General features: G+C 59.9%; 21 protein-coding genes and 1 riboswitch. Of the genes, 7 read left to right on the top strand and 14 right to left on the bottom strand.

Going from position 1 to position 25380, the window contains the following annotated elements; genetic code table 11:
• The first annotated feature begins 19 nt into the window (after nt 1-19).
• A riboswitch (glycine riboswitch) is annotated at nt 20-107 on the top strand.
• A 154-nt stretch (nt 108-261) separates the two neighbouring features.
• From gcvT to OK142_RS01810, 5 genes are all read left to right on the top strand, one after another.
• On the top strand, nt 262-1401 hold the full coding sequence (gcvT, locus tag OK142_RS01790) for a glycine cleavage system aminomethyltransferase GcvT (protein ID WP_498680839.1): 1140 nt from the start codon (nt 262-264) through the stop codon (nt 1399-1401).
• A 28-nt stretch (nt 1402-1429) separates the two neighbouring features.
• Nucleotides 1430-1792, top strand: a complete 363-nt coding sequence (gene gcvH / locus OK142_RS01795) for a glycine cleavage system protein GcvH (protein ID WP_003502678.1) — start codon at nt 1430-1432, stop codon at nt 1790-1792.
• Nucleotides 1792-4656 carry an aminomethyl-transferring glycine dehydrogenase gene (gcvP, locus tag OK142_RS01800; RefSeq protein WP_498680840.1) on the top strand — a complete coding sequence of 955 codons (2865 nt, stop codon included), beginning with the start codon at nt 1792-1794 and terminating at the stop codon, nt 4654-4656. The genes gcvH and gcvP overlap by 1 nt, the downstream gene beginning before the upstream one ends.
• 259 nt (nt 4657-4915) lie before the next feature.
• Entirely contained in the window at nt 4916-5719 is an 804-nt protein-coding gene (locus tag OK142_RS01805) for an endonuclease/exonuclease/phosphatase family protein (protein ID WP_498680841.1), read from the top strand.
• Between the two features lie 267 nt (nt 5720-5986).
• The gene (locus OK142_RS01810; protein ID WP_498680842.1) at nt 5987-7087 is read left to right on the top strand and encodes a GGDEF domain-containing protein; all 1101 of its coding nucleotides are present in this window, start codon (nt 5987-5989) and stop codon (nt 7085-7087) included.
• A gap of 36 nt (nt 7088-7123) precedes the next feature.
• On the opposite strand, the gene OK142_RS01815 is transcribed toward OK142_RS01810, so the two are convergent.
• The 6 genes from OK142_RS01815 to cysG form a co-directional block, all read right to left on the bottom strand.
• Nucleotides 7124-7639 carry a hypothetical protein gene (locus tag OK142_RS01815; RefSeq protein WP_003496111.1) on the bottom strand — a complete coding sequence of 172 codons (516 nt, stop codon included), beginning with the start codon at nt 7637-7639 and terminating at the stop codon, nt 7124-7126.
• 161 nt (nt 7640-7800) lie between these two features.
• The gene (locus tag OK142_RS01820) at nt 7801-8613 is read right to left on the bottom strand and encodes a ferredoxin--NADP reductase (protein ID WP_003496113.1); all 813 of its coding nucleotides are present in this window, start codon (nt 8611-8613) and stop codon (nt 7801-7803) included.
• 149 nt (nt 8614-8762) lie between these two features.
• Entirely contained in the window at nt 8763-9269 is a 507-nt protein-coding gene (locus OK142_RS01825; protein ID WP_003496115.1) for a DUF934 domain-containing protein, read from the bottom strand.
• 10 nt (nt 9270-9279) lie between these two features.
• Nucleotides 9280-10950, bottom strand: coding sequence for a nitrite/sulfite reductase (locus OK142_RS01830; RefSeq protein ID WP_498680843.1), 1671 nt, complete (start codon nt 10948-10950; stop codon nt 9280-9282).
• A gap of 8 nt (nt 10951-10958) precedes the next feature.
• A complete protein-coding gene (locus OK142_RS01835; protein WP_082184209.1) occupies nt 10959-11273 on the bottom strand; it encodes a DUF2849 domain-containing protein in 315 nt (104 codons plus the stop codon).
• The gene (gene cysG / locus OK142_RS01840) at nt 11266-12729 is read right to left on the bottom strand and encodes a siroheme synthase CysG (protein ID WP_498680844.1); all 1464 of its coding nucleotides are present in this window, start codon (nt 12727-12729) and stop codon (nt 11266-11268) included. The genes OK142_RS01835 and cysG overlap by 8 nt, the downstream gene beginning before the upstream one ends.
• 262 nt (nt 12730-12991) lie before the next feature.
• Between cysG and OK142_RS01845 the strand changes: the two genes are divergently transcribed.
• A complete protein-coding gene (locus OK142_RS01845) occupies nt 12992-13579 on the top strand; it encodes a deaminase (protein ID WP_003496123.1) in 588 nt (195 codons plus the stop codon).
• Nucleotides 13580-13642: 63 nt separating this feature from the next.
• The gene (mazG, locus tag OK142_RS01850) at nt 13643-14488 is read left to right on the top strand and encodes a nucleoside triphosphate pyrophosphohydrolase (protein ID WP_313609180.1); all 846 of its coding nucleotides are present in this window, start codon (nt 13643-13645) and stop codon (nt 14486-14488) included.
• Nucleotides 14489-14608: 120 nt separating this feature from the next.
• On the opposite strand, the gene hflX is transcribed toward mazG, so the two are convergent.
• The 8 genes from hflX to dusB all read right to left on the bottom strand — a co-directional run bounded on the left by hflX (nt 14609) and on the right by dusB (nt 25369).
• The gene (gene hflX, locus OK142_RS01855; RefSeq protein ID WP_313609165.1) at nt 14609-16033 is read right to left on the bottom strand and encodes a GTPase HflX; all 1425 of its coding nucleotides are present in this window, start codon (nt 16031-16033) and stop codon (nt 14609-14611) included.
• Nucleotides 16034-16141: 108 nt separating this feature from the next.
• Nucleotides 16142-16384, bottom strand: coding sequence for an RNA chaperone Hfq (gene hfq, locus OK142_RS01860; protein WP_003496145.1), 243 nt, complete (start codon nt 16382-16384; stop codon nt 16142-16144).
• 184 nt (nt 16385-16568) lie between these two features.
• Nucleotides 16569-17945, bottom strand: coding sequence for a Trk system potassium transporter TrkA (trkA, locus tag OK142_RS01865; protein ID WP_003496147.1), 1377 nt, complete (start codon nt 17943-17945; stop codon nt 16569-16571).
• Between the two features lie 48 nt (nt 17946-17993).
• Complete coding sequence (gene ntrX / locus OK142_RS01870) at nt 17994-19358, bottom strand: nitrogen assimilation response regulator NtrX (RefSeq protein ID WP_003496149.1); 1365 nt, start codon at nt 19356-19358, stop codon at nt 17994-17996.
• Complete coding sequence (locus OK142_RS01875) at nt 19348-21609, bottom strand: sensor histidine kinase NtrY-like (RefSeq protein ID WP_003496152.1); 2262 nt, start codon at nt 21607-21609, stop codon at nt 19348-19350. The genes ntrX and OK142_RS01875 overlap by 11 nt, the downstream gene beginning before the upstream one ends.
• A 150-nt stretch (nt 21610-21759) precedes the next feature.
• On the bottom strand, nt 21760-23211 hold the full coding sequence (gene ntrC / locus OK142_RS01880; protein ID WP_003496154.1) for a nitrogen regulation protein NR(I): 1452 nt from the start codon (nt 23209-23211) through the stop codon (nt 21760-21762).
• Complete coding sequence (locus OK142_RS01885) at nt 23208-24356, bottom strand: two-component system sensor histidine kinase NtrB (RefSeq protein ID WP_003496156.1); 1149 nt, start codon at nt 24354-24356, stop codon at nt 23208-23210. The genes ntrC and OK142_RS01885 overlap by 4 nt, the downstream gene beginning before the upstream one ends.
• Complete coding sequence (dusB, locus tag OK142_RS01890) at nt 24353-25369, bottom strand: tRNA dihydrouridine synthase DusB (RefSeq protein ID WP_498680845.1); 1017 nt, start codon at nt 25367-25369, stop codon at nt 24353-24355. Before dusB ends, OK142_RS01885 begins: the two co-directional genes overlap by 4 nt.
• Nucleotides 25370-25380 lie beyond the last annotated feature (11 nt).

Consider the following 25380-nt stretch of genomic DNA (forward strand, 5'->3'; position numbering starts at 1 on the left):
TTCGCAGATAATGAGCGTCGCATCACCATTGGGAGAAGCCGCTTCAATGCGGTGCCGAAGGAGCAACCGCCCCGGAAACTCTCAGGCAAAAGGACCAGCGGTGATGACGGAACTCTGGAGAGAAGCCACCTTTCATAAGGACGGCTCGCCGAAGGGATAACAATCTCAGGCGACAAGGACAGAGGGGGCTCTTGAACCCGGCGTGTTTTTCACGCCATGACCTGAGCCCGCGCGGTTTTTCGCGCAACCCTGGAGGCGTCCTTGGACGATACCGCCGAGCTTGACATCACGCCGTTGCATTCCCTGCATCTTTCGCTTGGCGCCCGCATGGTGCCATTCGCCGGTTACGACATGCCGGTGCAATATCCGGCGGGCGTTCTGAAGGAGCATCTTCAGACCCGTACCTCCGCCGGCCTGTTCGACGTATCCCACATGGGCCAGGTGATCGTGAAGGCGAAGTCCGGCAACAATCCCGACGCAGCGCTTGCACTGGAAAAGCTGGTGCCTGTCGATATTCTCGGTCTCAAGGAAGGCCGCCAGCGCTACGGTTTCTTCACCGATGAGAACGGCTGCATCCTGGACGACCTGATGATCACCAATCGCGGCGATCATCTTTTTGTCGTCGTCAACGCGGCCTGCAAGGACGCCGATGTCGCCCATATGAAGGCGCATCTTTCCGATGAGTGTGAAATTACCCTGCTCGATGATCGGGCGCTGATCGCTCTTCAGGGACCGCGCGCTGAAGCAGTTCTGGCCGAACTGTGGGCAGGCGTATCTGAAATGAAGTTCATGGACGTGCTGGAAGTTCCGCTGCACGATGTTCCCTGCATCGTTTCCCGCTCCGGTTATTCCGGTGAGGACGGTTTTGAGATTTCCGTGCCCGCCGCAAAGGCGGAAGAGATTGCCAAGGCCCTGCTCGAACATCCCGATTGCGAGCCGATCGGTCTTGGCGCGCGTGACAGCCTGCGTCTGGAAGCCGGCCTTTGTCTTTATGGCAATGACATCGACACCACGACCTCCCCCATCGAAGCTTCGCTCGAATGGGCGATCCAGAAGGCGCGCCGCGCCGGTGGCGATCGCGAAGGCGGTTTTCCGGGTGCGAAACGCATTCTCGGCGAGCTGAAAGACGGCACATCGCGCCGTCGCGTCGGCCTGAAGCCGGAAGGCAAGGCGCCGGTGCGCGGCCATTCGAAGCTGTTTGCGGATGCCGAAGGCAAGACAGAGATCGGTGAAGTGACCTCGGGCGGTTTCGGTCCTTCGGTTGAAGGTCCCGTCGCCATGGGTTACGTGCCTGTTTCCCACGCTGCTCCCGGCACGGCTGCCTTTGCGGAAGTGCGCGGCAAATATCTGCCCGTCACCGTCGCTGCCCTGCCCTTCATCAAGCCCACCTACAAACGATAATCTTCATCCCATCTCCGGAGAAAATACGATGCTGAAATTTACCGCAGAACACGAATGGCTGAAGTTCGAAGGCGATATCGCCACCGTTGGCATCACCAGCCACGCCGCTGAACAGCTTGGCGATCTCGTTTTTGTCGAATTGCCGGAAGTGGGCGCCACCTTCTCCAAGGATGGCGACGCGGCGACCGTTGAATCCGTCAAGGCGGCTTCCGATGTCTATTGTCCGCTGGATGGCGAAGTGGTGGAAATCAACCAGGCCATTGTCGACGATCCCTCGCTGGTCAATTCCGATCCGCAGGGTGCCGGCTGGTTCTTCAAGCTGAAGCTCTCAAACGCCGCAGATGCCGATACGCTGCTCGACGAGGCAGCCTACAAGGAGCTGATCGCGTAATGACGACGCCCACAGAATTCCATTTCACCGACTATCAGCCCTATGATTTCGCCAACCGGCGTCACATCGGGCCGTCGCCGTCGGAAATGGCGGAGATGCTGAAGGTCATCGGCTACAAGAGCCTCGACGCCCTCATCGACGCCACCGTTCCCTCCTCCATCCGCCAGAAGGTACCGCTGACCTGGGGTGCTGCGCTGACCGAACGCGAGGCGCTCGACCGCCTGCGCGAAACGGCCAACAAGAACCAGGTGCTGACCTCGCTGATCGGTCAGGGTTATTACGGCACGATCACGCCGCCGGTCATCCAGCGCAATATTCTGGAAAATCCGGCCTGGTACACCGCCTATACGCCCTACCAGCCGGAAATCAGCCAGGGCCGTCTTGAGGCGCTGCTGAACTACCAGACCATGGTCTGCGATCTGACCGGCCTCGATGTCGCCAACGCATCGCTGCTCGATGAAGCGACGGCGGCTGCCGAAGCCATGGCCATGTGCCAGCGCGTCGCCAAGTCCAAGGCGACCGCCTTCTTCGTGGATGCCAATTGCCATCCGCAGACCATCGCGCTGATCGAGACCCGCGCGGCCCCGCTTGGTTGGAAGGTGATCGTCGGCAACCCGTTCACCGATCTCGACCCGGTCGACGTGTTCGGCGCGATCTTCCAGTATCCGGGCACCCACGGCCATGTCAGCGATTTCTCCGGTCTGATTTCCCGCCTGCACCAGACCGGCGCCATCGCCGCCGTTGCAGCCGATCTCCTGGCGCTGACGCTGTTGAAGTCTCCAGGTGAAATGGGCGCGGATATCGCCATCGGCACTTCGCAGCGTTTCGGCGTTCCGGTCGGTTACGGTGGCCCGCATGCTGCCTATATGTCCGTGAAGGATGCGCATAAGCGCTCCATGCCCGGCCGTCTGGTCGGCGTTTCGGTCGATGCGCGTGGCAACCGCGCCTATCGCCTGTCGCTGCAGACACGCGAACAGCATATCCGCCGCGAAAAGGCCACCTCCAACATCTGCACGGCGCAGGTGCTCTTGGCCGTTATGGCCTCGATGTATGGCGTCTTCCATGGCCCGCAGGGTATCAAGGCGATTGCCCAGCAAACCCACCAGAAGGCCGTGCTGATGGCCAAGGGGCTGGAAAAGCTCGGCTACACCATCGAGCCGGAGACCTTCTTCGATACGATCACCGTCGAAGTCGGTCACATGCAGGGCGTCATCCTGCGCTCGGCTGTTGCCGAAGGCGTGAACCTGCGCAAGGTGGGCGCGACCAAGATCGGCATGAGCCTTGACGAGCGCACACGCCCGGCAACGCTGGAAGCCGTGTGGCGCGCATTTGGCGGCAATTTCTCGATCTCGGATTTCGAGCCGGAATATCGCCTTCCGAAAGAGCTGCTGCGCACCAGCCAGTACATGACGCATCCGATCTTCCACATGAACCGTGCCGAAAGCGAGATGACCCGTTACATCCGCCGCCTTTCGGACCGTGATCTCGCGCTCGACCGCTCGATGATCCCGCTCGGTTCCTGCACCATGAAGCTGAACGCAACTGCGGAGATGCTGCCGATCACCTGGCCGGAATTCTCCGACATCCACCCCTTCGCACCGGCCAATCAGGCGCTCGGCTACAAGGAAATGATCGACGATCTCTCCGAAAAGCTGTGCTCGGTCACCGGTTATGACGCCTTCTCCATGCAGCCAAATTCCGGCGCGCAGGGGGAATATGCCGGGCTTCTGACCATCCGCAACTACCACCTCGCCAATGGCGGCACCCATCGTGACGTCTGCCTCATTCCCACCTCGGCGCATGGCACCAACCCTGCCTCGGCGCAGATGGTCGGCATGAAAGTCGTGCCGGTGAAGGTGCGGGACAATGGCGACATCGATATCGATGATTTCCGTGCAAAAGCAGAGCAGTATGCGGAAAACCTCTCGTGCTGCATGATCACCTATCCGTCCACCCACGGCGTGTTCGAGGAGACGGTTCGCGAGATCTGCGAGATCACCCACAAGCATGGCGGTCAGGTCTATCTCGACGGCGCCAATATGAACGCCATGGTCGGCCTTGCCCGTCCCGGTGATATCGGTTCTGATGTTTCGCATCTCAACCTGCACAAGACCTTCTGCATTCCGCATGGCGGCGGCGGCCCCGGCATGGGGCCGATCGGCGTCAAGGCGCATCTTGCCCCCTATCTTCCCGGCCATCCTTCGACGGACGGTCGCGAGGGTGCGGTTTCGGCTGCCCCCTTCGGCTCGCCCTCGATCCTGCCAATCTCCTGGAGCTATTGCCTGATGATGGGCGGCGAAGGGCTGACGCAGGCGACCAAGGTTGCGATCCTCAACGCCAACTACATTGCTGAGCGGCTGAAGGGCGCTTACGACGTGCTCTACAAGTCCGAAACGGGACGTGTGGCGCATGAGTGCATCATCGACACCCGGCCCTTGGCGGATAGCTGCGGTGTGACGGTGGACGATGTTGCAAAGCGCCTCATCGACTGCGGTTTCCACGCGCCGACCATGAGCTGGCCGGTTGCCGGCACGCTGATGATCGAGCCGACGGAATCCGAGACCAAGGCGGAAATCGACCGTTTCTGCGATGCCATGCTGGCGATCCGTGAGGAAGCCCGCGACATCGAGGAAGGCCGTGCGGACAAGACCAATAATCCGCTGAAGAACGCCCCGCATACGGTGGAAGACCTCGTCGGCGAGTGGGATCGTCCCTATAGCCGCGAAAAGGGCTGCTTCCCGCCCGGCGCCTTCCGCATCGACAAGTACTGGTCGCCGGTCAACCGCATCGACAATGTCTATGGCGACCGCAACCTCATCTGCACCTGCCCGCCGATGGAAGCTTACGCCGAAGCCGCTGAATAAGGCATCAGTACAAACCAACATACGAAGGCCCGGAGCAATCCGGGCCTAGAGTAATGGGCAAATATCTCCAGACACTCACCCTCATCCTCGGGTCAAGCCCGAGGATGAGGGTCGAGAGGCTCAGCAGCCTGCGTAAAGAACGATCCATTCTTTCATATCTCACCTGCAAGGTTTCCGGCTTCGAGGAAAGGGAGGCACGATTGATCGCTCCTCGTTCCATGCTAAACCGGTTCGTGAAATCCTTGGCCATGGAGAGGAAATGCGTCTGATCTGCCTGAACGGCTGGGGTGGCAAACTCCACGACGAGCTTGTTTCTTATCTCACTGCATCCGCCCCCGATATTCTGTGCCTGCAGGAAGTCATTCATACTCCGGCGGCCACGCAGGAGTGGCTGACCTATCGCGATCACGGCATTGACCTGCCGCAGCGGGCGAATTTTCTGCGTGACGTCGCCGAAGCCTTGCCTGATCATCTGGCAATCTTCTGCCCGGCGGCGCAGGGCGATCTCTTTCATGGTGAGATCAGTTATCCCTCCCAATGGGGGCTGGCGACCTTCGTGCGCAAATCCATTGCCATTGTCGCGCAGACCCAGGGTTTCGTGCACGGCGCTTTCTCCGCCGACGGATACGGCGATCACCCAAGGTCACGCACCGGCCATGCCATCCGTGTCTTTGATTTCGTGGCCGGCCAGCCAGCCGTCATCGCCCATATGCACGGGCTGCGGGACCTCGATGGCAAATACGACAGCCCTGCCCGTCTGGCGCAGGCAAAGCGCCTCGTTCAGCTTGTCAAAAACATTATGGAAGATGGCGACAGGGTCATCGTCTGCGGCGATTTTAATGTTCTGCCTGACAGCGAGACATTCGCGGTGCTGAAAGAGCTGGATCTTGTCGAACTCGTCACGACACGCGGCTTCACCGACACGCGGACATCACATTACGCCAAACAGAACCGTTATGCGGATTACATGCTGGTCAACCCGGCCGTGAAGGTCGATCACTTCAATGTCGTGAGACAGCCGGAAGTCTCGGATCATTGCCCTCTGCTGCTCGAATTCAGCTAAGCATCTGCATTGCCGACAGCCTCGTTTGAGCGTTTTCGCTTTTCTTCGGATCACGAAAAACACCCTAACTTTTTATTTTGTCGCATTTCCGGACGGAAAACCGGTGGCCACTTTTCCTGGAAATGCTCCATGCACGGGTAAAGAAGCGGGATTGAAATTCATGCGAAGGCGAAGATATAAGGGCTTTCGCCGTAAAGCTTTGTTCATCCGCGGCCCTTAAATCCGGCTATGCTTTCTACCGTCGTCACATCGCTGAGCATCGTTGTCGTGAGCCTGCTTTTTGGCGTGGCGCTGCTGGTCGCTTGGCGGCATTTCGGGCTGAAGCAACACGCCATGATCTGGGCCCTGTCCTTCATGTCGTCAGCCATCGGCCACGGGCTGCGCATTGTTGGCGGATTGTTTCCCGATCATCAATCGCTGACGGCCATGCTCGCCTGCCATGCCTCGATCGGCAGTTTCGCACTGCTGGCTTGGGGTTTTCGTCTGCGGGCAAAACGCAACAGCAATAGTGTTGCGATCGTATGGATCATTTCCACCCTGTTCATTCTTGTGGTCTGGGCTTTCCAGCTCGTGGAATGGCGCATGGCCTCGCGAATGATGACGGCCATTGCCGATGCGGCGTTGGTCGGCATCATCGTGCATACGTTGAGGCGGGCGACGGGCGTCGGGCGAACCGTCCGCTGGGCCATGACCGTCTTTGGCATTTATATCACGAGCGTTGCAGTCGCCGCCTGGCTTGCGCGATCCGGCGGTGAGATTTCCGACGCGGCCTTCATCATCGTCCTGTCGATCGGTACGCCGACCGGCATGATCGCAAGCGGTATCCTGACGCTTCTGATAGTCTCGGCCGATCTTGCCGGCGAACTGCAGCGGCAGGCGCGATATGATTTCCTGACTGGCCTCTTCAACCGTCGCGGTTTCGAGGAAGGCGTCATGGCAAGGACGGCCCGGCCCCGCGGCGAACGAGGAATCGTGGTCGTGACCGACCTCGACCGCTTCAAGGCGATCAACGACCGTTTCGGCCATGCGACGGGCGACGAGGTGATCCGTCGTTTTGCCGATCATATTCGCGGTTTCGTCGGTGCCGATGATATGGCGGGACGAATGGGCGGAGAGGAATTTGCGCTGTTCATGGCCCGCCCGGACATTGCGGAGGCAACGGCGCTGGTTGAAAAAATCCGCCAGGGCGTGCCTGCGCTGTTTTTGGATTTTCCAGCGGATGTTCCCGTGACCGCCAGTTTCGGGCTGACGTCGATACGTCCGGGCGAAGACTTTTCATCAGCCTATGCCCGCGCCGATGCGGCACTTTACCGTTCCAAGAATAGCGGGCGCAATAAAACCGTGGCGGATATTGCCAACGTCTCCTGAGACAGTACCATTCCGGGACCGGTTAAGGGACGCCGATCAGCGCACAAGCCGGATATCGCTTGTCACCACCGTCTTGCCGGTCCTGCCGTCCTTGTCGGTGGTGCGCAGCCGCAGGCCGTTGTCACCGACCTTTTCGATGGTCATGGCCGCGACGCGGTCGCCATTGATTTCGCGGTTCCAGCGGACGGTGAGATTGATCGCATTTCCCTGGCGGTTGCCGGCCAGCGCCGAAGGACGACCGGAGGGGCCGGTATAGGTGCCGCTGTAACGCGCGCCGGTGGCGGCAAGATCAGCAGCGATAGCGCGTCTTACAACCACGAGACCACGACAGGTGCCCGACATGCGCAACGCCGTCGCCTTTGCGTCGGAACTCAATGTGCAATTGACATTGATGGGTGGCATGCCGATGCGGGTGATCACCGTTCCCTTGCCAGTCCATTTGCCTTCCAGCGACGACAGGAAGGAGCTTTCGTCGGCGGCTGCAGGCATCGCGGCGAAAAATCCCGCCGTGACGGCGATGATTGAGGTGCGGATTGTTCCAGTTTTTTTCATTGGGCGACTTCGTCGGTTCGGTTTCGTTTGAAAGCTAACGCGCGATCGCCGCAGGATGTTCCAGCCCGTTGAATTGCCGCCCCAACACCGCAACCGACCCCTGAAACAAAAAGGAGGCCTTGCGGCCTCCTGTTTTATTCGTCTGCAAAAGAAATTCGACGTCATCCGACGAAAGCGCGCTCGATCACGAACTCCGCGGGTTTGTTGTTGGCGCCTTCGGTAAGGCCGGCCTTTTCAAGCAGTTCCTTGGTGTCCTTCAACATGGCCGAAGAACCGCAGATCATGCCGCGATCGATCTCGGGATCGAGTGCCGGAACACCCAGATCCGCAAACAGCTTGCCGTTTTCGATCAGCGTGGTGATACGGCCCTTGAAGGGGTAATCTTCGCGGGTGACCGTTGCATAGTGCTTGAGCTTGTCGCCGACGATCTCGTTCAGGAATTCGTGGTTACGGATTTCCTCAACCAGATCGAAGCCGTATTTCAGCTCGGCCACATCGCGGCAGGTATGGGTGAGGATGACCTCCTCGAACTTCTCATAGGTTTCCGGGTCGCGGATCAGGCTCGCGAAAGGCGCGATGCCGGTGCCGGTCGAGAACATATAAAGCCGTCTGCCGGGTGTCAGCGCATCGAGAACCAGCGTGCCTGTCGGCTTCTTGCGCATCAAAACGGTATCCCCGGGCTTGATCGCCTGAAGATGCGAGGTCAGCGGACCATCCGGAACCTTGATCGAGAAGAATTCCAGTTCCTCGTCCCAGGCGGGGCTGGCGATGGAATAGGCGCGATAGATCGGCTTTTCACCAACCATCAAGCCGATCATGGCGAATTCGCCGGAACGGAAACGGAAGCCGGCCGGACGTGTCATGCGGAAACGGAACAGGTGATCGGTATAGTGCTCCACCGATAAAACCGTCTCGGCGTAAACACCATCAGGTATCTTGATCGCGAAATCTTCCGTCTTGGCTGGCGCGTTCATTTCAGGTTCCGTCCATTCCTATTCGATAAGCGACATTCTCCGACCGGGCAATTATACCATTTTTGTCGCCGTTTGAAGGCATGAGAATGTCAATACTGCCATGTGCGCAGGAAATATGTATTTAAAACTCATATTTCTCGCATCATGCGTCAACCGGCCGCACGACGACGCCAGCTATAAGCCTCTCCGCCAGCAGCCGGGCGGGCCGTCGGCTGGTAATAGACCGAAATTTCCGGGAGGCGATTTTCGGAGAGACGGCGGATCGCCGTCGCGTTCGTCACCGCAAAGCTGGTAAAGCCCGTGCGCAGCATCAGCGGCACCTGGTCGATCAGCACATCGCCAACCGCCCTCACCTCGCCCGCAAAATCAAGACGGCTGCGCAGCAGCGAGGCGTGGCTGAAACCACGGCCGTCATTGAAGGCCGGAAAGCTGACGGCGACAAGGTCGACGCGGTCCAGATAGGGCTCAAGCTGGGTGACATCGTCAGCCGGAGCGATCAGAACGCCGAGGCCGATATCGTTGCTTTCAGCGGCACGCACGAGGAAATCGGCAAGCGGCAGTACCGGCTTTTGCTCGGCTGTCGCCTTCACTTCCTCCGTTTCAATCACCCAGGGATCGTTTTCCACGAAGCCGTCGCGGTTCCATATTTTCGTCATGGCAATCTCCTCAGGCGGCTTCTGCAGCGGAACCGTAGAGCGCATCCTTGAATGGCTGCGGTCCGACGCGGCGATAGGCTTCGAGGAAGTTTTCCTCCTTCGAAAGGCGCAAGCCCAGATAGGTGTCAACGATGGTTTCCACCGCGTCCGTCACCTTTTCCGGCTCAAAACCACGGCCGATGATCTCGCCGATGGAGGTGTTTTCATCACCCGATCCGCCAAGCGTGATCTGGTAGAGTTCGGCACCCTTTTTTTCCACGCCGAGAAGGCCGATATGGCCGACATGGTGGTGGCCGCAGGCATTGATGCAGCCGGAAATCTTGATCTTCAATTCGCCGATTTCCGCCTGACGCTCCGGTGCGCCGAAACGGGTGGAGATTTCCTGCGCCACCGGAATGGAGCGCGCATTGGCAAGCGCGCAATAGTCCAGCCCGGGACAGGCAATGATATCGGTGATGAGCCCGGCATTGGCGGTGGCGAGCCCCGCGCCCACAAGGGCGCGATAGACGGGCTCGAGATCGGCAAGCGCCACATGCGGCAGGATGATGTTCTGCTCGTGGCTGATGCGGATTTCGTCGAAGGCATATTCGGCGGCAATATCGGCGACGAGTTCCATCTGTTCGTCGGTCGCATCGCCCGGAATGCCACCGATCGGCTTCAGCGAGATCGTCACCATGCCGTAATCGGGATGCTTGTGCGGCGCGACGTTCTGCTCGACGAAGCGGGCAAAACCCTCATCCGCCCGTTTCCAGCGCGCGAGGCTTTCCCAGCCTTCGGGACGGTTCTGCAATGCTGGCGGCGCGAAATAGGCGGTGATGGCCGCGATATCCGCATCCGGCAGCTTCAATTCGGTGTTTTTCAGTTCCGCGAATTCCACCTCAACCTGGCGGGCCAGTTCTTCCGCACCGGTTTCGTGCACGAGTATCTTGATACGCGCCTTGTATTTGTTGTCGCGACGGCCGTGCAGATTATAAACGCGCATGATCGCCGTGGTGTAGGACAGCAGATCCTCTTCCGGCAGGAAGTCGCGGATCTTCTTGGCGATCATCGGCGTACGGCCCTGCCCACCGCCGACATAAACGGCAAAACCGATCTCGCCCTTGTCGTTCTTTTTCAGGTGCAGGCCGATATCGTGAACCTGAATGGCGGCGCGGTCGCGCTCGGCGCCCGTCACCGCGATCTTGAACTTACGCGGCAGGAACGAGAATTCCGGATGCACGGAAGACCATTGGCGCAGGATTTCCGCATAAGGACGCGGATCGGCGACTTCGTCTGCGGCAGCACCGGCGAAATGATCGGCGGTCACGTTGCGAATGCAGTTGCCGGAGGTCTGCAGCGCATGCATTTCCACACTTGCCAGTTCGGACAGGATATCCGGCGTGTCGGACAGGCGCGGCCAGTTGTACTGGATGTTCTGGCGGGTGGTGAAGTGGCCGTAACCCCGGTCGTATTTACGAGCGATATGGGCCAGCATCCGCATCTGCTTCGAATTCAGCGTACCGTAGGGAATGGCGACGCGCAGCATATAAGCATGCAGCTGGAGATAGACGCCGTTCATCAGGCGCAGCGGCTTGAATGCGTCCTCGGCCAGCTCGCCGGACAGCCGGCGCTCGACCTGATCGCGAAACTGCGCCACGCGGCCTTCAACAAATGCGTGATCGAACTCGTCGTAACGGTACATCTTCTTCCTCAGACTGCGATGAATGCTGCATCGGCCGGCTTGTAACCGGCGGCATAGTGCATGGTGGGGCCAGCGGCGCGAATGCGCTCGCGAAGCCGCGTCGGCCAGAGCTTGCCATTCTCCTCCACGACATCGACGATGGCGACGTCAACGACCTTGTTGGCGGAGAAGTCGCGCTTGCCGATTTCTTCGAACGAGGCGACAGCCTCCGCATGGCGCGCGACGATTGCGCCCTGCAGGTTCTCCGTCCATTCGCCATTGGCGTCGAGCCAGACGGCGATGCCATCGCCCAGACGGTTGGCGGTCAAAACCTTGTCAACCATTTGCATACTCCCTTTTGAGGCTAGCCGGCTTCACAGCAAGCGCAAGCGCCTCGGATCTGTCGAAATTGGCGCCCGCCACCGCATCGCCGATGATGACCATGACCGGGCCGGTCAGCTCATCGCGATGCTCGAGGTCGGGCAGATCGTTCAATGTGCCATGCAGCAGACGGCGATCCGCGCGGCTGGCATTTTCGATGACGGCGACCGTCGTTTCCACACCGAGACCTGCCTCGATCAGCCTTGTCGCGACCGACGCTGCAACGCTGCGGCCCATGTAGACGGCAATCGTCGCACCGGAGACGGCAAGCCGCGCCCAGTCCGGCAGGACATCGCCGGTCAGGTCGTGGCCGGTGGTGAAAATCAGTGACGAAGCGACACCGCGCAGCGTCAACGGCAATTCGAAATCCGCAGCGGCGGCGAAAGCCGACGTAATGCCCGGAACGATCTCGTAACCGATACCAGCATCGCGCAGCGCCGACATTTCCTCACCTGCGCGGCCATAGACCAGCGGATCACCGGATTTGAGACGGACAACGCGCCTGCCATCTTTGCCCAGGCGCACCAGCAGGCGGTTGATTTCGTCCTGCGACTTGCTGTGGCAACCCTTGCGCTTGCCGACGGACAGCCGCTCGGCGTCGCGGCGGCCCATGTCAACGATTGCCTGCGGCACCAGCGCATCATAGACAATGACGTCGGCTTCCATCAGAACGCGCTGCGCACGCAGCGTCAGCAAATCTTCCGCACCCGGGCCAGCACCGACAAGCCAGACGCGTCCTTCGCTGCGCTCGGGCGATTGCAGCAACCGGTCAGCGGCTTCACGAGCGGAGGATGTATCGCCTAGAGCGACCGCATCCGCGACCTGGCCGGAGAAGAACCGGCGCCAGAAATTGCGCCGCAAGGCACCCTTGGGGACATTCTGCTCGGCCGCGTCACGATATTGCACGGCAAGACGCGCAAGCTTGCCGAGCGACGGCGACAGCATCTGGTCGATGCGTGCACGGATCATCTGGGCAAGAACCGGCCCTGCCCCTTCGGTGCCGATCGCGATGGCGACAGGCGCACGGGCGACGAGTGCCGGCGTGAAGAAATCGCAGAATTCCGGCTGATCCACCGCATTGGCAGGGATTTTCTTTGCGCGCGCGGCTGAGACAATCTCGCGGTCCAGCACGTCGTCGCCCGTTGCGGCAAAAACCAGCGTTGCGCCATCGATCAGCCGGCTGGAAAAGCCAAGCGCCCGATGATCAATGCCCTTCTCACGCAGATAGCGCGCGAAATCCTCTTCCGGCTCATCGGCATAGGCGACGATATGCGCATTGGTGTTGGCAAGAAGCCTGACCTTTGCGAAAGCCTCATCACCATTTCCGAAAACAGCCACCTGCCTGCCCTCAACCCGGAAGAAAGCGGGGAAGGTCGAAAGGCGGTCGCCGGCGGCGGAAAACTCATGTTCGTTGTGCATCGGGCATTTATCCCGCATTGCCGCACAAGATTGAAGAAACAGAAATTCAAGCCTTTCCGACACCTGGATTTTTATTTCTCGAAGACCCCCGTTTTGGAGGAAAACAAACCGGCACACCTGTTACGCCCCTGTCAAAGGCCTCGAAATCCCATGAGAATCCCTTGACAAACGAGGTGCTCGCGCCGAACAAGGAGAGACAATTTTCGTCGATTTCTCCAGGCAAAAACCGCTTTTCCCTAAGGCGGGACGAAGGATCAGACCCTTGACAAGCTCCAGCATCGCCGCCCGTCTTCTCGATGTCATCGAACACGATATCCTGCCCTTGACGGCGCGCGGCGTCAGCCTCGGCAACAAGGTTTTCGGTGCGGCTATCCTGCGCAAATCCGACCTGTCGCTGGTGATCGCGGAGACGAATAACGAGCTCGAAAACCCGCTCTGGCACGGCGAAGTGCATGCGCTGAAGCGGTTTTACGAGCTGGGAGAAAAGCCGAACACGAAGGAGCTGATTTTCCTTTCGACCCACGAACCCTGCACCATGTGCATGTCCGCCATCACCTGGGCCGGCTTCGACAATTTCTATTCCTTCTTCAGCCACGAGGATTCCCGCGATGCTTTCGCGATCCCGCACGACCTTAAGATCTTGAAGGAAGTTTTCGGGCTGGAGCCGGGCGGATATCGCCGCAACAACGCCTTCTGGAACTCTTTCTTCATCGCCGATCTGGTGGAGAGCGAAGACGATCCGCTGAAAACCGCGCTGAAGGCGCAGACAGCCCGGATCAAGGCCGCCTATGACGATCTGTCCACCAGCTATCAGTCATCGAAGAGCAGCAACGATATTCCGCTGAACTAGAGCTTTTCCAGACGGTTTTCCCTCTGGAAAAGCATGAAAACAAAGAATGAAGGTTTGAGACATATGGAAGCCTCGAAGGATATTTCCCGCCTGATCGAGATCATGCAAGCCCTGCGCCAGCCCGAAACCGGTTGCCCCTGGGATGTCGTCCAGACCTTCGAGACGATCAAGCCCTATACGATCGAAGAGGCCTACGAAGTCGCCGACGCCATCGAGCGCAAGGATATGGACGATCTTTGCGACGAACTGGGTGACCTGTTGCTGCAGGTGGTCTTCCATTCCCGCATTGCCGAGGAAAGGGGCGAATTCGCCTTTGGTGACGTGGTTGAGGCCGTCACCTCAAAGATGATCCGCCGCCATCCGCATGTCTTTGCCGTATCGGACGCCGATACGCCTGACAGCGTCAAGCTGCAATGGGACCAGATCAAGGCCGAGGAAAAACGCGAGCGTGCGGAGCGCCGTGCGCGCCGGGGTATTACCGAGGATTTCAAGGCGGGCTTTCTGGGCGGCGTGCAGCGCAGCCAGCCGGCGCTCACTGAGGCCCTGAAGCTGCAGGAACAGGCCGCACGCGCCGGTTTCGACTGGTCGGATCCCGCTCCCATTCTCGACAAGATCGAGGAGGAAATCGCCGAACTGCGTGAGGCGCTGGCGGAGGGAAAGCCGGAGAAGGTCTCGGACGAACTCGGCGATCTCATTTTCGCGCTGGTCAATATCGGCCGCCACGTCAAGGCCGATCCGGAAAATGCGCTTCGCGGCACCAATACGAAATTCCGCAGGCGTTTCAATCACATCGAGACGTCGCTCACCGAAAACGGCGAGACGCTTGAAGAAGCGAGCCTTGAGAGAATGGAAGACCTGTGGCAGGCGGCAAAACGCATCGAACGGTCGCTCGATACGGTCTCGTGCTGATCAGTCGGATATGCAGTGAACCCGGGAAGGCACAGCACCTCCCTTATGATTGGGGAATGCATCTGGCAGCAGCGCAGCATCCGCAACCGTCACCCCGGATTTAGTCCGGGGTCCAAGCGCTTACTGCTCCCAGTCTTCGCGCTCGCGGATGGTCGCCTTGCCAAGCTTCCGTTCCAGTTCGGAGGCCTGCGCTTCCGATAGGCGTACATCCAGCGCAACCGAGCCGTCCTCATGGTCTTCACGGTTATCGACGATGGAGTTGCTGTAGACCCAGGAGATCAGCGGCAATTGCTCGACGGAGAGGACAACGGTCGTTTCCGTCAGGACGCCGGACAGACGCGCCGAAATCTCGTCCATCAGGGCATCGACGCCCTCGCCCGTGACGGCCGAAACGGCGCGGATGTTGGAGCGGCCTTCGGCGCGCTCGATGATGGCGTCATGCGCTTCCGGCTCGAGACGGTCAACCTTGTTCCACACCTCGATGATACGCTTTTCGGCTTCCTTCTCGTCAATGCCGAGATCGCCGAGAATGCGCAGCACGTCGGCCGACTGGGCGGCATTGTCAGGATCGGACATGTCGCGCACATGCAGAACGAGATCGGCTTCGAGCACCTCTTCAAGCGTTGCACGGAAAGCGGCGACAAGATGCGTCGGCAGATCGGAGATGAAGCCCACCGTATCCGACAAAATGACGGTGCGGCCATGCGGCAGCTTCATGCGGCGCAATGTCGGATCAAGCGTAGCGAACAGCATGTCCTCCGCCAGAACACCGGCACCCGTGATGCGGTTGAACAGCGTGGATTTACCGGCGTTGGTGTAGCCGACCAGTGCTACGATCGGATGCGGCACCTTGCGGCGCTTGGCGCGGTGAAGCTGGCGGGTGCGAACCACCTGCTCAAGCTCCTTCTCAAGCTTGACGATGCGATCCTGCAGCAAGCGTCTGTCGGCCTCGATCTGCGTTTCACCCGGACCGCCCATGAAGCCTGCACCACCGCGCTGGCGTTCAAGGTGGGTCCAGCTTCTGACGAGGCGGCCCTTCTGGTAATTCAGATGCGCAAGATCGACCTGCAGCGTACCTTCCTTGGTGGAGGCGCGGCGGCCGAAGATTTCGAGGATCAGACCCGTGCGGTCGATGACCTTGCAATTCCACTGTTTTTCGAGATTGCGCTGCTGCACCGGCGTCAGGGGATGATCAACGATCACGAGGCCGGAATCCGTCTCATCCAGAAGATGGCCGATTTCCTCGATCTTGCCTGTTCCGAAGAGCGTTGCGGGGCGCGGCTGGTTGACCGGCACGATCAGGCCTTGAGTCACCTCCAGGTCGATGGCGAGCGCGAGACCCTTTGCTTCCTCAAGCTTTGCTTCGACAGACCGGCTGGCGGTAGCCGGGGCCGCCGCCGCGTCGCGGTTTTCGCGTTGCTGCTTGAGAACCGGTACGAGAACCACGGCGCGCATGTCGTCGCGGCGCTTCTCCTGCTCCGGAATGATCGATTCGTTCGAGGTGTCTCGCGTCGAAATGGGCTCAGCCTTATCCAGAAAGAACATCGCGGCCGACCGCATCGGCGCGGACGGCCTTGGGAATAAACCTGACGAGACCGGAAATGTTCCCGGTCCGGGTCAGCTTATGGTGAAGATACCGTCGCAGGAGCCTGATCAGGCTGCGCCTTCTTCGCTCTCGAACATCTGCATCGGCTGGCCGGGCATGATGGTGGAGATCGCATGCTTGTAGACCAGCTGCGAATGACCGTCACGGCGCAAAAGCACGCAGAAATTGTCGAAGGAGGTGACAACGCCGGTCAGCTTGACGCCGTTGATCAGAAAAATCGTGAGCGAGATCTTTTGCTTACGAACGGTATTGAGGAAGAGATCCTGAAGGTTTTGAGAACGTTCCGCCATGGCGCCGCTTCTTTCTTTTTTGCCGGCAGGGATACCGGAAAATAATCCATCAATAATAAGCCGGCCAAGTCTTGTCCCCCGCTTCGCCGACCTCAAACTCTGGTATCAAATCATGTTCCGTTCCGCAACGGTCAAAACAGCCGAATGAGTACGAGTATTGACCCGCATGTTCAATTCGGGACAGTCAGAAATATTGTATCGAAACACGGAAAAGTTGTTCCACGTCGCGCACCGCATCGGCGGATGCAAACAGCACGACGCGGTCCTTCGCCTTGATTTTCGTGCTGCCGTCCGGGCGGATCACCACACCGTCGCGATAGATCGCGCCGATGCGCACGCCATCAGGCATGTCGATGTCACGGAAGGACTGCCCCACCAGCGGCGATGTCTCCAGCGCCTCCGCCTCGATCACCTCCGCCGACCCGCGCTGGACGGCGTAAACCGAACGGATGCGCCCCTTGCGCACGTGCTGGAGCACGCGTGAAATGGTGACGGCCCGGGGGTTGATATAGGCATCGAGACCGAGTGAAGCCGCAACCTCATGGAAGGACGAGCTGTTCAGCAGGGCGAGGTTGGATTTGCAGCCGAGCTGCTTGGCCATCACCGCTGCCAGAATATTGGTCTGGTCGTTATTGGTGAGCGTCACGATCAGATCTGCATCCTGAATATCGGCCTGCATCAGAATTTTCTGATCAAGCGCCGAACCATGCATGACGATGGTGTTGCTGAGCTGTTCCGATGCGGCAATCGCCCTGTCGCGATCCGCCTCGATGATCTTTACCCGCGTCTTCGGCTGCAACTCCTCGATCTTGCGGGCAACGAAGTGGCCGATATTGCCTGCACCCGCGATCACGATGCGCTGCGCCTCCTGTTCCTCATGGCCGAAGAGGCTCAAGGTGCGGCGGGCATGCTGGCGCTGACAGATAACATAGGCAAGGTCACCGACCCGCAGTTGCTCGGAGGAATGCGCGACCTTGAGGATGCCGTTGCGGTAGACGCCCACCACCGTCGCGATCAGGTCCGGAAACAGGTTGGAAAGCTGCTGCAGCGGCGTGTTGATGACCGGGCAGTCCTCCATGCATTCGATCGCCAGCATGAAGATCGTATCGTCGGCGAAACGCACGACATCGGTGGCGCCCGGAAAGGCGATGCGGCGCAGCACCATCTTGCCGACTTCGACTTCCGGGGAAATCGTGACGTCGATCGACATGTTCTCGCGGCTGAAGAGATCGGCATATTCCGGCTTCAGATAGCTCTGGTCGCGGATGCGGGCAATCTTGGTCGGAACGCTGAAGAGCGCATGCGCCACCTCGCAGGCGACGATGTTGATCTCGTCATGCAGGGTCACGGCGATGATCATGTCGGCCTGGTCGGCACCCGCCTTCGCCAGCATGTCGGGATGCGCCCCATGGCCGACATAACCGCGCACATCCAGCGTCTCGGTGATGGCGGTAATGAGCGGCGCGGCGGTATCGATGACCGATACCTCATTATCCTCACGCGACAATTGTTCGGCAATGCCGTAACCCACCTGCCCTGCGCCGCAAATGATGACTTTCATGCTGTCTCTCTGACGGAATAATCGGTTACGGCGATGCGCCTTGGTTTCTTATACCCCGAGAGATTTCAGTTTGCGATGCAGCGCTGATCTTTCCATGCCGACAAATTCCGCCGTGCGCGAAATATTGCCACCGAAGCGATTGATCTGGGCGACCAGATAGTCACGTTCGAACATTTCGCGGGCTTCACGCAGCGGCAGGGTCATGATGTGCTGGTCGCCCTGCGCCGAAATCTTCGGAAGCATGTCGCCAATATCGGCCGGCAGCATGTCGGCCGAGATGGGCGCCTCGCCGCCCTCGGGACGCGCGAGGATCATCAGCCGTTCGATATTGTTGCGGAGCTGGCGGATATTGCCCGGCCAGTCATGCGTCTGGAGAACCGCCATGGCATCGTCGCCGATCTTGCGCGGGCGGATGCCGGCCTGTTCGGAAATCTGCCGCATGAACATGTCAACGAGGAAGGGAATATCCTCGCGCCGCTCGGACAGCGCCGGAACCTTCACCGGCACGACGGCGAGACGGTGATAGAGATCCTCGCGGAACTGGCCTTCGGCGATCAGGCTTTCAAGGTGGTGGGCGGTCGAGGAAATGATGCGTACATCCACCTTGACCCGCTTGCCGCCACCGACGCGCTCGAACTGCTGATCGACCAAAACGCGCAGGATCTTGTTCTGCGTCTCACGCGGCATCTCGCCGACTTCGTCGAGATAAAGAACGCCACGATGGGCCTCTTCCAGAGCGCCCACCTTGCGTGGCTGCCCCGGCAGGCCTTCCGTGCCGAAGAGCGCGATCTCCATGCGGTCCGGGGTGATCGTCGCGGCGTTCAGGGCCACGAAGGGTCCGGTGGCGCGCGAGGATTTCTTGTGCACCATGCGCGCAACCAGCTCCTTGCCGGAACCGGACGGCCCGAGGATCATGATGCGGCTGTTGGTGGGCGCTACCCTGTCGATGGTCTGGCGAAGCTGGGAAACTGCAAGTGACGCGCCGACGAGTTCAACGGCATCGCCGGTGCGCTTCTTGAGTTCCTGGACCTCGCGCTTCAGCTTGGAGTTTTCCAGCGCCCGCTCGGCGATCAGGATCAGGCGGTCTGCCTTGAAGGGCTTTTCGATGAAATCGAAGGCACCGCGCTTGATGGCGTTGACGGCGGTTTCGATGTTGCCGTGACCGGAAATCATGACAACCGGAATTTCGGGATGGCGGCTCTTGATCTCATCGAGCAACGCCAGACCGTCGAGCTTTGAGCCCTGCATCCAGATATCGAGAAAGATCAGGCGCGGCACGCGCTCCGAAATTGCGGCCAGCGCACTGTCGCTGTCGAACGCCATGCGCGTCTCGTGGCCCTCATCGGAGAGAATGCCCGCTACGATTTCGCGAATGTCCGCCTCGTCATCCACGACCAGAATATCAGACGCCATATGCTGCTTCCTTGTTATTTTCGCCGCCGACCGCCTCGATATAGGGCAGCAGCACTCGGATCATGGCGCCATGGCCATGGTCGAACTCCGGCGGAGCATCGTGAAGTTCAAGATACCCGCCATGCTCTTCGATGATCTTCTTGACGATGGCGAGGCCGAGGCCCGTGCCCTTGTCCCGCATCGTCATATAGGGTTCGAGAATGCGGTGGCGGTTCTCGACGGGAAGGCCGCGGCCATTGTCGATGATGTCAGCCACAAAACGGGAATTGGCCTCGTCGAAGGATGCGCGCACCAGAATCTTGCCCGGCCGCTTTTCGCCTTCCACCGCCTCGATGGCTTCCGTCGCGTTCTTGATGAGATTGCCGAACGCCTGTCCCAGCATGCGGGCATCGAACATGCCCTCCAGCGGAATGTCGCCCAGTTCCGTTGAGAATTTGGTGTCCGCGGCGCTGATTTCGCGCAGGAATGCCGCGTCCTTCAAAATCGAACGCAGGTCCGACTTCTCCTTCGTCGGCTTCGGCATGCGCGCAAAGGCCGAGAATTCATCCACCATCCTGCCGATATCACCGACCTGCCGGACGATGGTGTCCGTACACTGATCGAAAATGGCGCGGTCGCTCTCGTCAATCTGCTTGCCGAAACGGCGCTTGATGCGTTCGGCGGAAAGCTGGATCGGCGTCAGCGGGTTCTTGATCTCGTGAGCAATACGCCGCGCGACGTCCGACCATGCGGTCGAGCGCTGGGCGATGACGAGATCTGTGATATCGTCGAGCGTGATGACGTAGCTATCGCGGCTGTCACGGGCATCCTCGCGGGTCACCTGGACATTGAGTGTCCGTTCCTTGCCGCGCCGCATAATGTTGATCTGCTTGCGGAAGTTGCCACGCGCCCAAGTATTGGCCTCGGTCACGACCTGTTCGATTTCAGGCGCGATCTCCGAAAGCTGCGCGCCGATCAGCTGCTCGGAGGTCTGCGCCAGGAACTCTTCTCCTGAGGGATTGACGATAGTGATCCTGCGGTTTTCATCAACACCGATAACGGCGGCGGTGACACCCGATAGCACGGCTTCGATGAAGCGGCGGCGGTCGTCGATATCGTCCTTAGCCTCGATGATCTGCTCCTGCTGGCTGCGCAGTTCCGAAACCATCTTGTTGAAGGTCCGCGACAGGCGGCCGACGTCGCCGTCGACGGCGCGCACGGGAACCAGCACATGCATGTTGCCGGTGGCGACACTGTCGGCGGCGCTGATGAGAAGGCGGATCGGGCGCACGATACGGTCGGCGACAGCAATCGCCGTCCAGATGGCGGCGAGAAGCACAATCAGCGCGAAACCGAGATAAAGGATGGCGAAGGCGATCTGCAGCGGCGCACGGCCCGCCTCCATTGCCTTGTATTCGGCACGGTTCTCTTCCATCAGCCGCATCGCGCCCATCACCTTGGGATCGACGGCGCGCACGGTGTAAAGGAAGGTGCCGCTGATGCCTTCGAGCTTGATGATGGCGCCGACGAGGTTGGTGATACCAGGCGGAATAAGGGTTGGTTGGCCGGCTGCGGCCTTTTCAAGCGCATCATGCGGAATGGCTGGAAGCGGCTTTTCCGTCTTGATGTCGGCCTGCGCGACGGCGTCGCCGTCCTCCTGCACAAGAAACGCGCCAAGCAGGCCGCGGCCCTTGGCCTGGCGGGTCATGAGATCAACGAAACCGGTGCGATCGAGATAGAAAAGAGCCCGGTTGCGATCAAGGTCGGTGGCCATCGACAGTGTCTGTCCCTGAAGATAACCGGCATTCTCCATCATATAGGCCTGGGCAATATTGCTGGAAGAATCCACGATAGACTGGGTGCGCAGCGCAAACCAGCGGTCGAGACCGACATTCAGCGTCAGACTGGCGAAGATGGCGACGAGAACGGCGGGCGTAATCGCCACGATGGAGAAAAGCACGACGATGCGCACATGCAATCGCGCTGCTGCCCTGCCCTTTTTGCGCGCCTTCAGCAGGCGGTTGATTTCCCGGCCGATGAGAAAGATCAGCCCGATCACGAAGATCGAATTGATGACCACCGAGGCGATGACGACATTCGATGTCGGTGCAATGGGCGTGACGCCCAGCAGCACGAAAAGTGTCACAATAGCGCAAACAAGAGCAATGCCGGCGAGCACCAGCCCCGGCAGAGCGAAAGACATCCTGCGATCGGCAACCACCATTCCCGCTGCGTCGTCGGCAACGGTGTTTTCGGCGGCGGGTTTCCGCATGCACTACTCCCAATCGCTGGCCAGCCAGCACCACATTTCCGAAGTCAGGTGAGGCTCGCCGCAAATTGGCGAATCTCTCTCCCTTCTAGTGTTTTCCAAGCAACACAATGTGGCGAAAATGCAACGACAAATGCGGCCTTGTCAACATTCTCAGCTTGGACGGGAACTGCGATAGACGGAAACGCCAAGCTCGCGGATTTTCTTGCGCAGCGTATTGCGGTTGAGGCCAAGAAGATCGGCAGCCTTGATCTGGTTGCCGCGTGTCGCAGTCAGGGCGGCGAGGATCAATGGATATTCCAGCTCACGCAGCACGCGGTCGTAAAGACCGGGCGGCGGCAGGCCATCACCAAAACTTGCGAAATAATCCCGCATGTTTTCCTCGACCGCCTGCGAAATGCTGAGCGAGCCGGTACGGACGGCCATCTTGTCGAGCGGGCTATCTGGAACATCAGACTGCAATTCCTGCTCGATGATCTCGCGGGTGATGACTTCCTGCGGATAAAGCGCCATCAGCCGGCGGATTAGGTTTTCCAGTTCGCGCACGTTGCCCGGCCAGGCATAGGCCTTCATGACCTCCAGCGCCTCGGTCTCGAAACGCTTGCCTTCCAGACCCTCCTTCTCACCCGTCTGGATGAAATGGCGCACAAGATCGGGAATGTCTTCGGCCCGGTCGCGCAGCGGCGGCAGCCGCAGCGGCACCACGTTCAGGCGATAATAGAGATCTTCGCGGAAAAGACCCTGGTTGATGGACTGCTTCAAGTCCTTGTTGGTGGCGGCGACGATGCGAACATCGGTGCGGATCGGCGTGCGCCCGCCCACCGTCGTATATTCGCCCTGCTGCAACACGCGCAGCAGGCGCGTCTGGGCGTCCATCGGCATATCGCCGATTTCGTCGAGAAACAGCGTGCCGCCCTCGGCCTGCTCGAAACGGCCGGTCGAGCGGTTCTGCGCACCCGTGAAGGCACCCTTCTCATGGCCGAAAAGTTCCGATTCGATCAGATCGCGCGGGATAGCCGCCATGTTGATGGCGACGAAGGGGCCATTGCGGCGCTTGCCGTAATCATGCAGCGCCCGCGCCACCAGCTCCTTGCCGGTGCCGGATTCGCCGGTGATCATCAGCGTCAGATCGGTCTGCATCAGACGGGCCAGAACGCGATAGATCTCCTGCATCGCCGCCGAGCGGCCAACCAGCGGCATGCCGTCCTGCATGTCGTCATCCAGCTTGGCCGGTTTGCGCTTCGGCTCCGACAAAGCGCGGCCGATGATGGCGATCAGCTCCGTCAGGTCGAAGGGCTTGGGCAGGTAATCGTAAGCGCCCTTTTCCGAGGCCTTGATTGCCGTCATAAAGGTGTTCTGCGCGCTCATCACCAGAACCGGCAGGTCCGGGCGCGCCTTCTTGATGCGCGGCAGAAGATCGAAGGCGTTTTCATCCGGCATCACGACATCGGTCACCACCAGATCGCCCTCGCCCGCCGAAACCCAGCGCCAGAGCGTTGCGGCATTGGAGGTAATGCGTACGTCGTAACCGGCACGGCTCAGCGCCTGGTTCAGAACCGTGCGGATTGCGGCATCATCATCGGCGACGAGGATAGTAGCTGTCATGGGTCATTTCCTGTCGAGTTCGGCAAAGTGCTGTCGTCCAGCGCCACTTCCGGCGAGACGGGCATCAATACGCGGAAGGTCGTGCGATGGTTCTGGCTGTCGCATTCGACAATGCCGCCATGGGCGCCGATAAGCTTGGCGACAAGCGCCAAACCAAGGCCCGAACCATTCGTCTTGGTGGTGATGAAGGGATCAAAAAGATGCGGCAGGAGATCGGCCGGAACGCCCGGGCCGTTGTCATGCACGCAGAATTCGAGCGGCAGCGAGATGCGCTCACGGCTGCCGGCAACCGAAAGCCGCATGCCGGGACGATAGGCCGTCGTCAGCACGATTTCGCCATCCGGCTGGTTGCCCACGGCTTCAGCCGCATTCTTCACCAGATTGAGGAAGACCTGCACCAGCTGGTCGCGATTGGCATAAACAGGCGGCAGCGACGGATCGTAATTTTCCGAAATCTTGATGTTGCGGGCAAAACCGGCCTTGGCGATCGCCTTCACATGGTCGAGCACGGAATGAATGTTGACCGGCACGCGGTCCACCGGCCGCTCGTCGGAAAACACCTCCATGCGATCGACCAGCGAAACGATCCGGTCGGTCTCGTCGCAGATCAGTCGCGTCAGCGCCCGATCCTCGTCGGCAACGGATGTCTCCAGAAGCTGGGCGGCACCACGAATACCCGAAAGCGGGTTCTTGATCTCATGTGCCAGCATCGAGGCAAGGCCGGTAACGGAGCGCGCTGCCGCCCGGTGGGTCAATTGCCGGTCAATCTTGTCGGCCATCGACCTTTCCTGGAAGACGACGACCACCGATCCCGGTTCGCTGACAACGGGTGCAACGTAGAGATCAACCAGCTTGTCCTGGCCGAGACGCGGCGAACTCAGATCGACGCGATATTCATTGACCGGCGCACGGCGCTCCCGCACCTGATCGATCAGTGCCAGCAACGGGCTGCCGAAGGGAATGAAGGTGGAAACGCGGTAGCGCGCGAGATGGGAGGCGCTCGCCCCGAAAAAGGCTTCGGCTTCCCAATTGGCAAAAGCGATGAAACCTTCGGCATCCACCAGGATGACGGGGTTCTGCACCGCGTTCAGAACCGCCATGGCGAGCGGATTCGCATCTGCCGGGCTGTGTTTGTCAGCGCTCATGCGGCCTTCCTTGCGGCTTCTTTGCCCGCAGTGTCGCAAAGGGCGGAGCGCAGCAGATCCGCCACTTCCCCCGTATCGCGCGATGTCATGATTTTAGCCTTGTCGGGCGTGGCGATCTCAGGCGCGAAACGGTCGAGATACCAGCCCAGATGTTTGCGGGCATGCCTGAGACCGGCTTCCCTTCCATAAAATTCCAGCATCATGTCGTAATGTTCGACAGCGATATCGGCAATCTCCGCGCGATGCGGCGCAGCATGTCCCGCCAGCACCGCCGGCAGCCAGGGCTGGCCCTGCGCGCCGCGACCGACCATGACGGCATCCGCGCCGGACCGGCGCAGGATTTCGCGCGCATCTTCTGCGGTCTCGACATCGCCATTGGCGATCAGCGGCACGGAAATCACCTCGCGCACGGCGCGAATGGCGTTCCAGTCCGCCCGTCCCTCATAAAACTGCATGCGGGTACGGCCGTGAATGGTGATGAGCTGAACGCCTGCTTCCTCGGCGCGACGGGCGATCTCCGGCGCATTGATGGTGTTTTCATCCCAGCCGAGCCGCATCTTCAGCGTCACGGGCACATCGACCGCGCCGACGGTCGCCTCGATCAACGACAGGGCGTGATCGGGATCGCGCATCAGAGCCGAACCGGAATAACCGCCCGTCACCTTCTTGGCCGGGCAGCCCATATTGATATCGATTATCCCCGCGCCATTGTCGGTCGCGATCTTCGCCGCCTCAGCCATGAAGTGTGCTTCGCGCCCGGCAAGCTGGACCATATGCGGAACCATGCCGGCATTTTTCAGCCGCGCCCAGGATTCGCCCCTGTTAGCGACGAGTTCGCGGCTTGCCACCATTTCCGTGACGACGAGGCCCGCGCCATACCGCCAGGCAAGCTGCCGGAACGGCATATCCGTCACGCCTGACATGGGTGCCAGCACCGCGCGATTACGGATCTTGACTGAGCCGATGCTAAACGGTTCTGACAACTGTGGAAGGGGCAACTGATGATCTTTCATGCAGAAGGGTT

Origin of the sequence: Agrobacterium sp. BT-220-3 (assembly GCF_025910175.1) — a bacterium.
In the GTDB taxonomy this organism is placed as follows: Bacteria; Pseudomonadota; Alphaproteobacteria; order Rhizobiales; family Rhizobiaceae; genus Agrobacterium; species Agrobacterium oryzihabitans.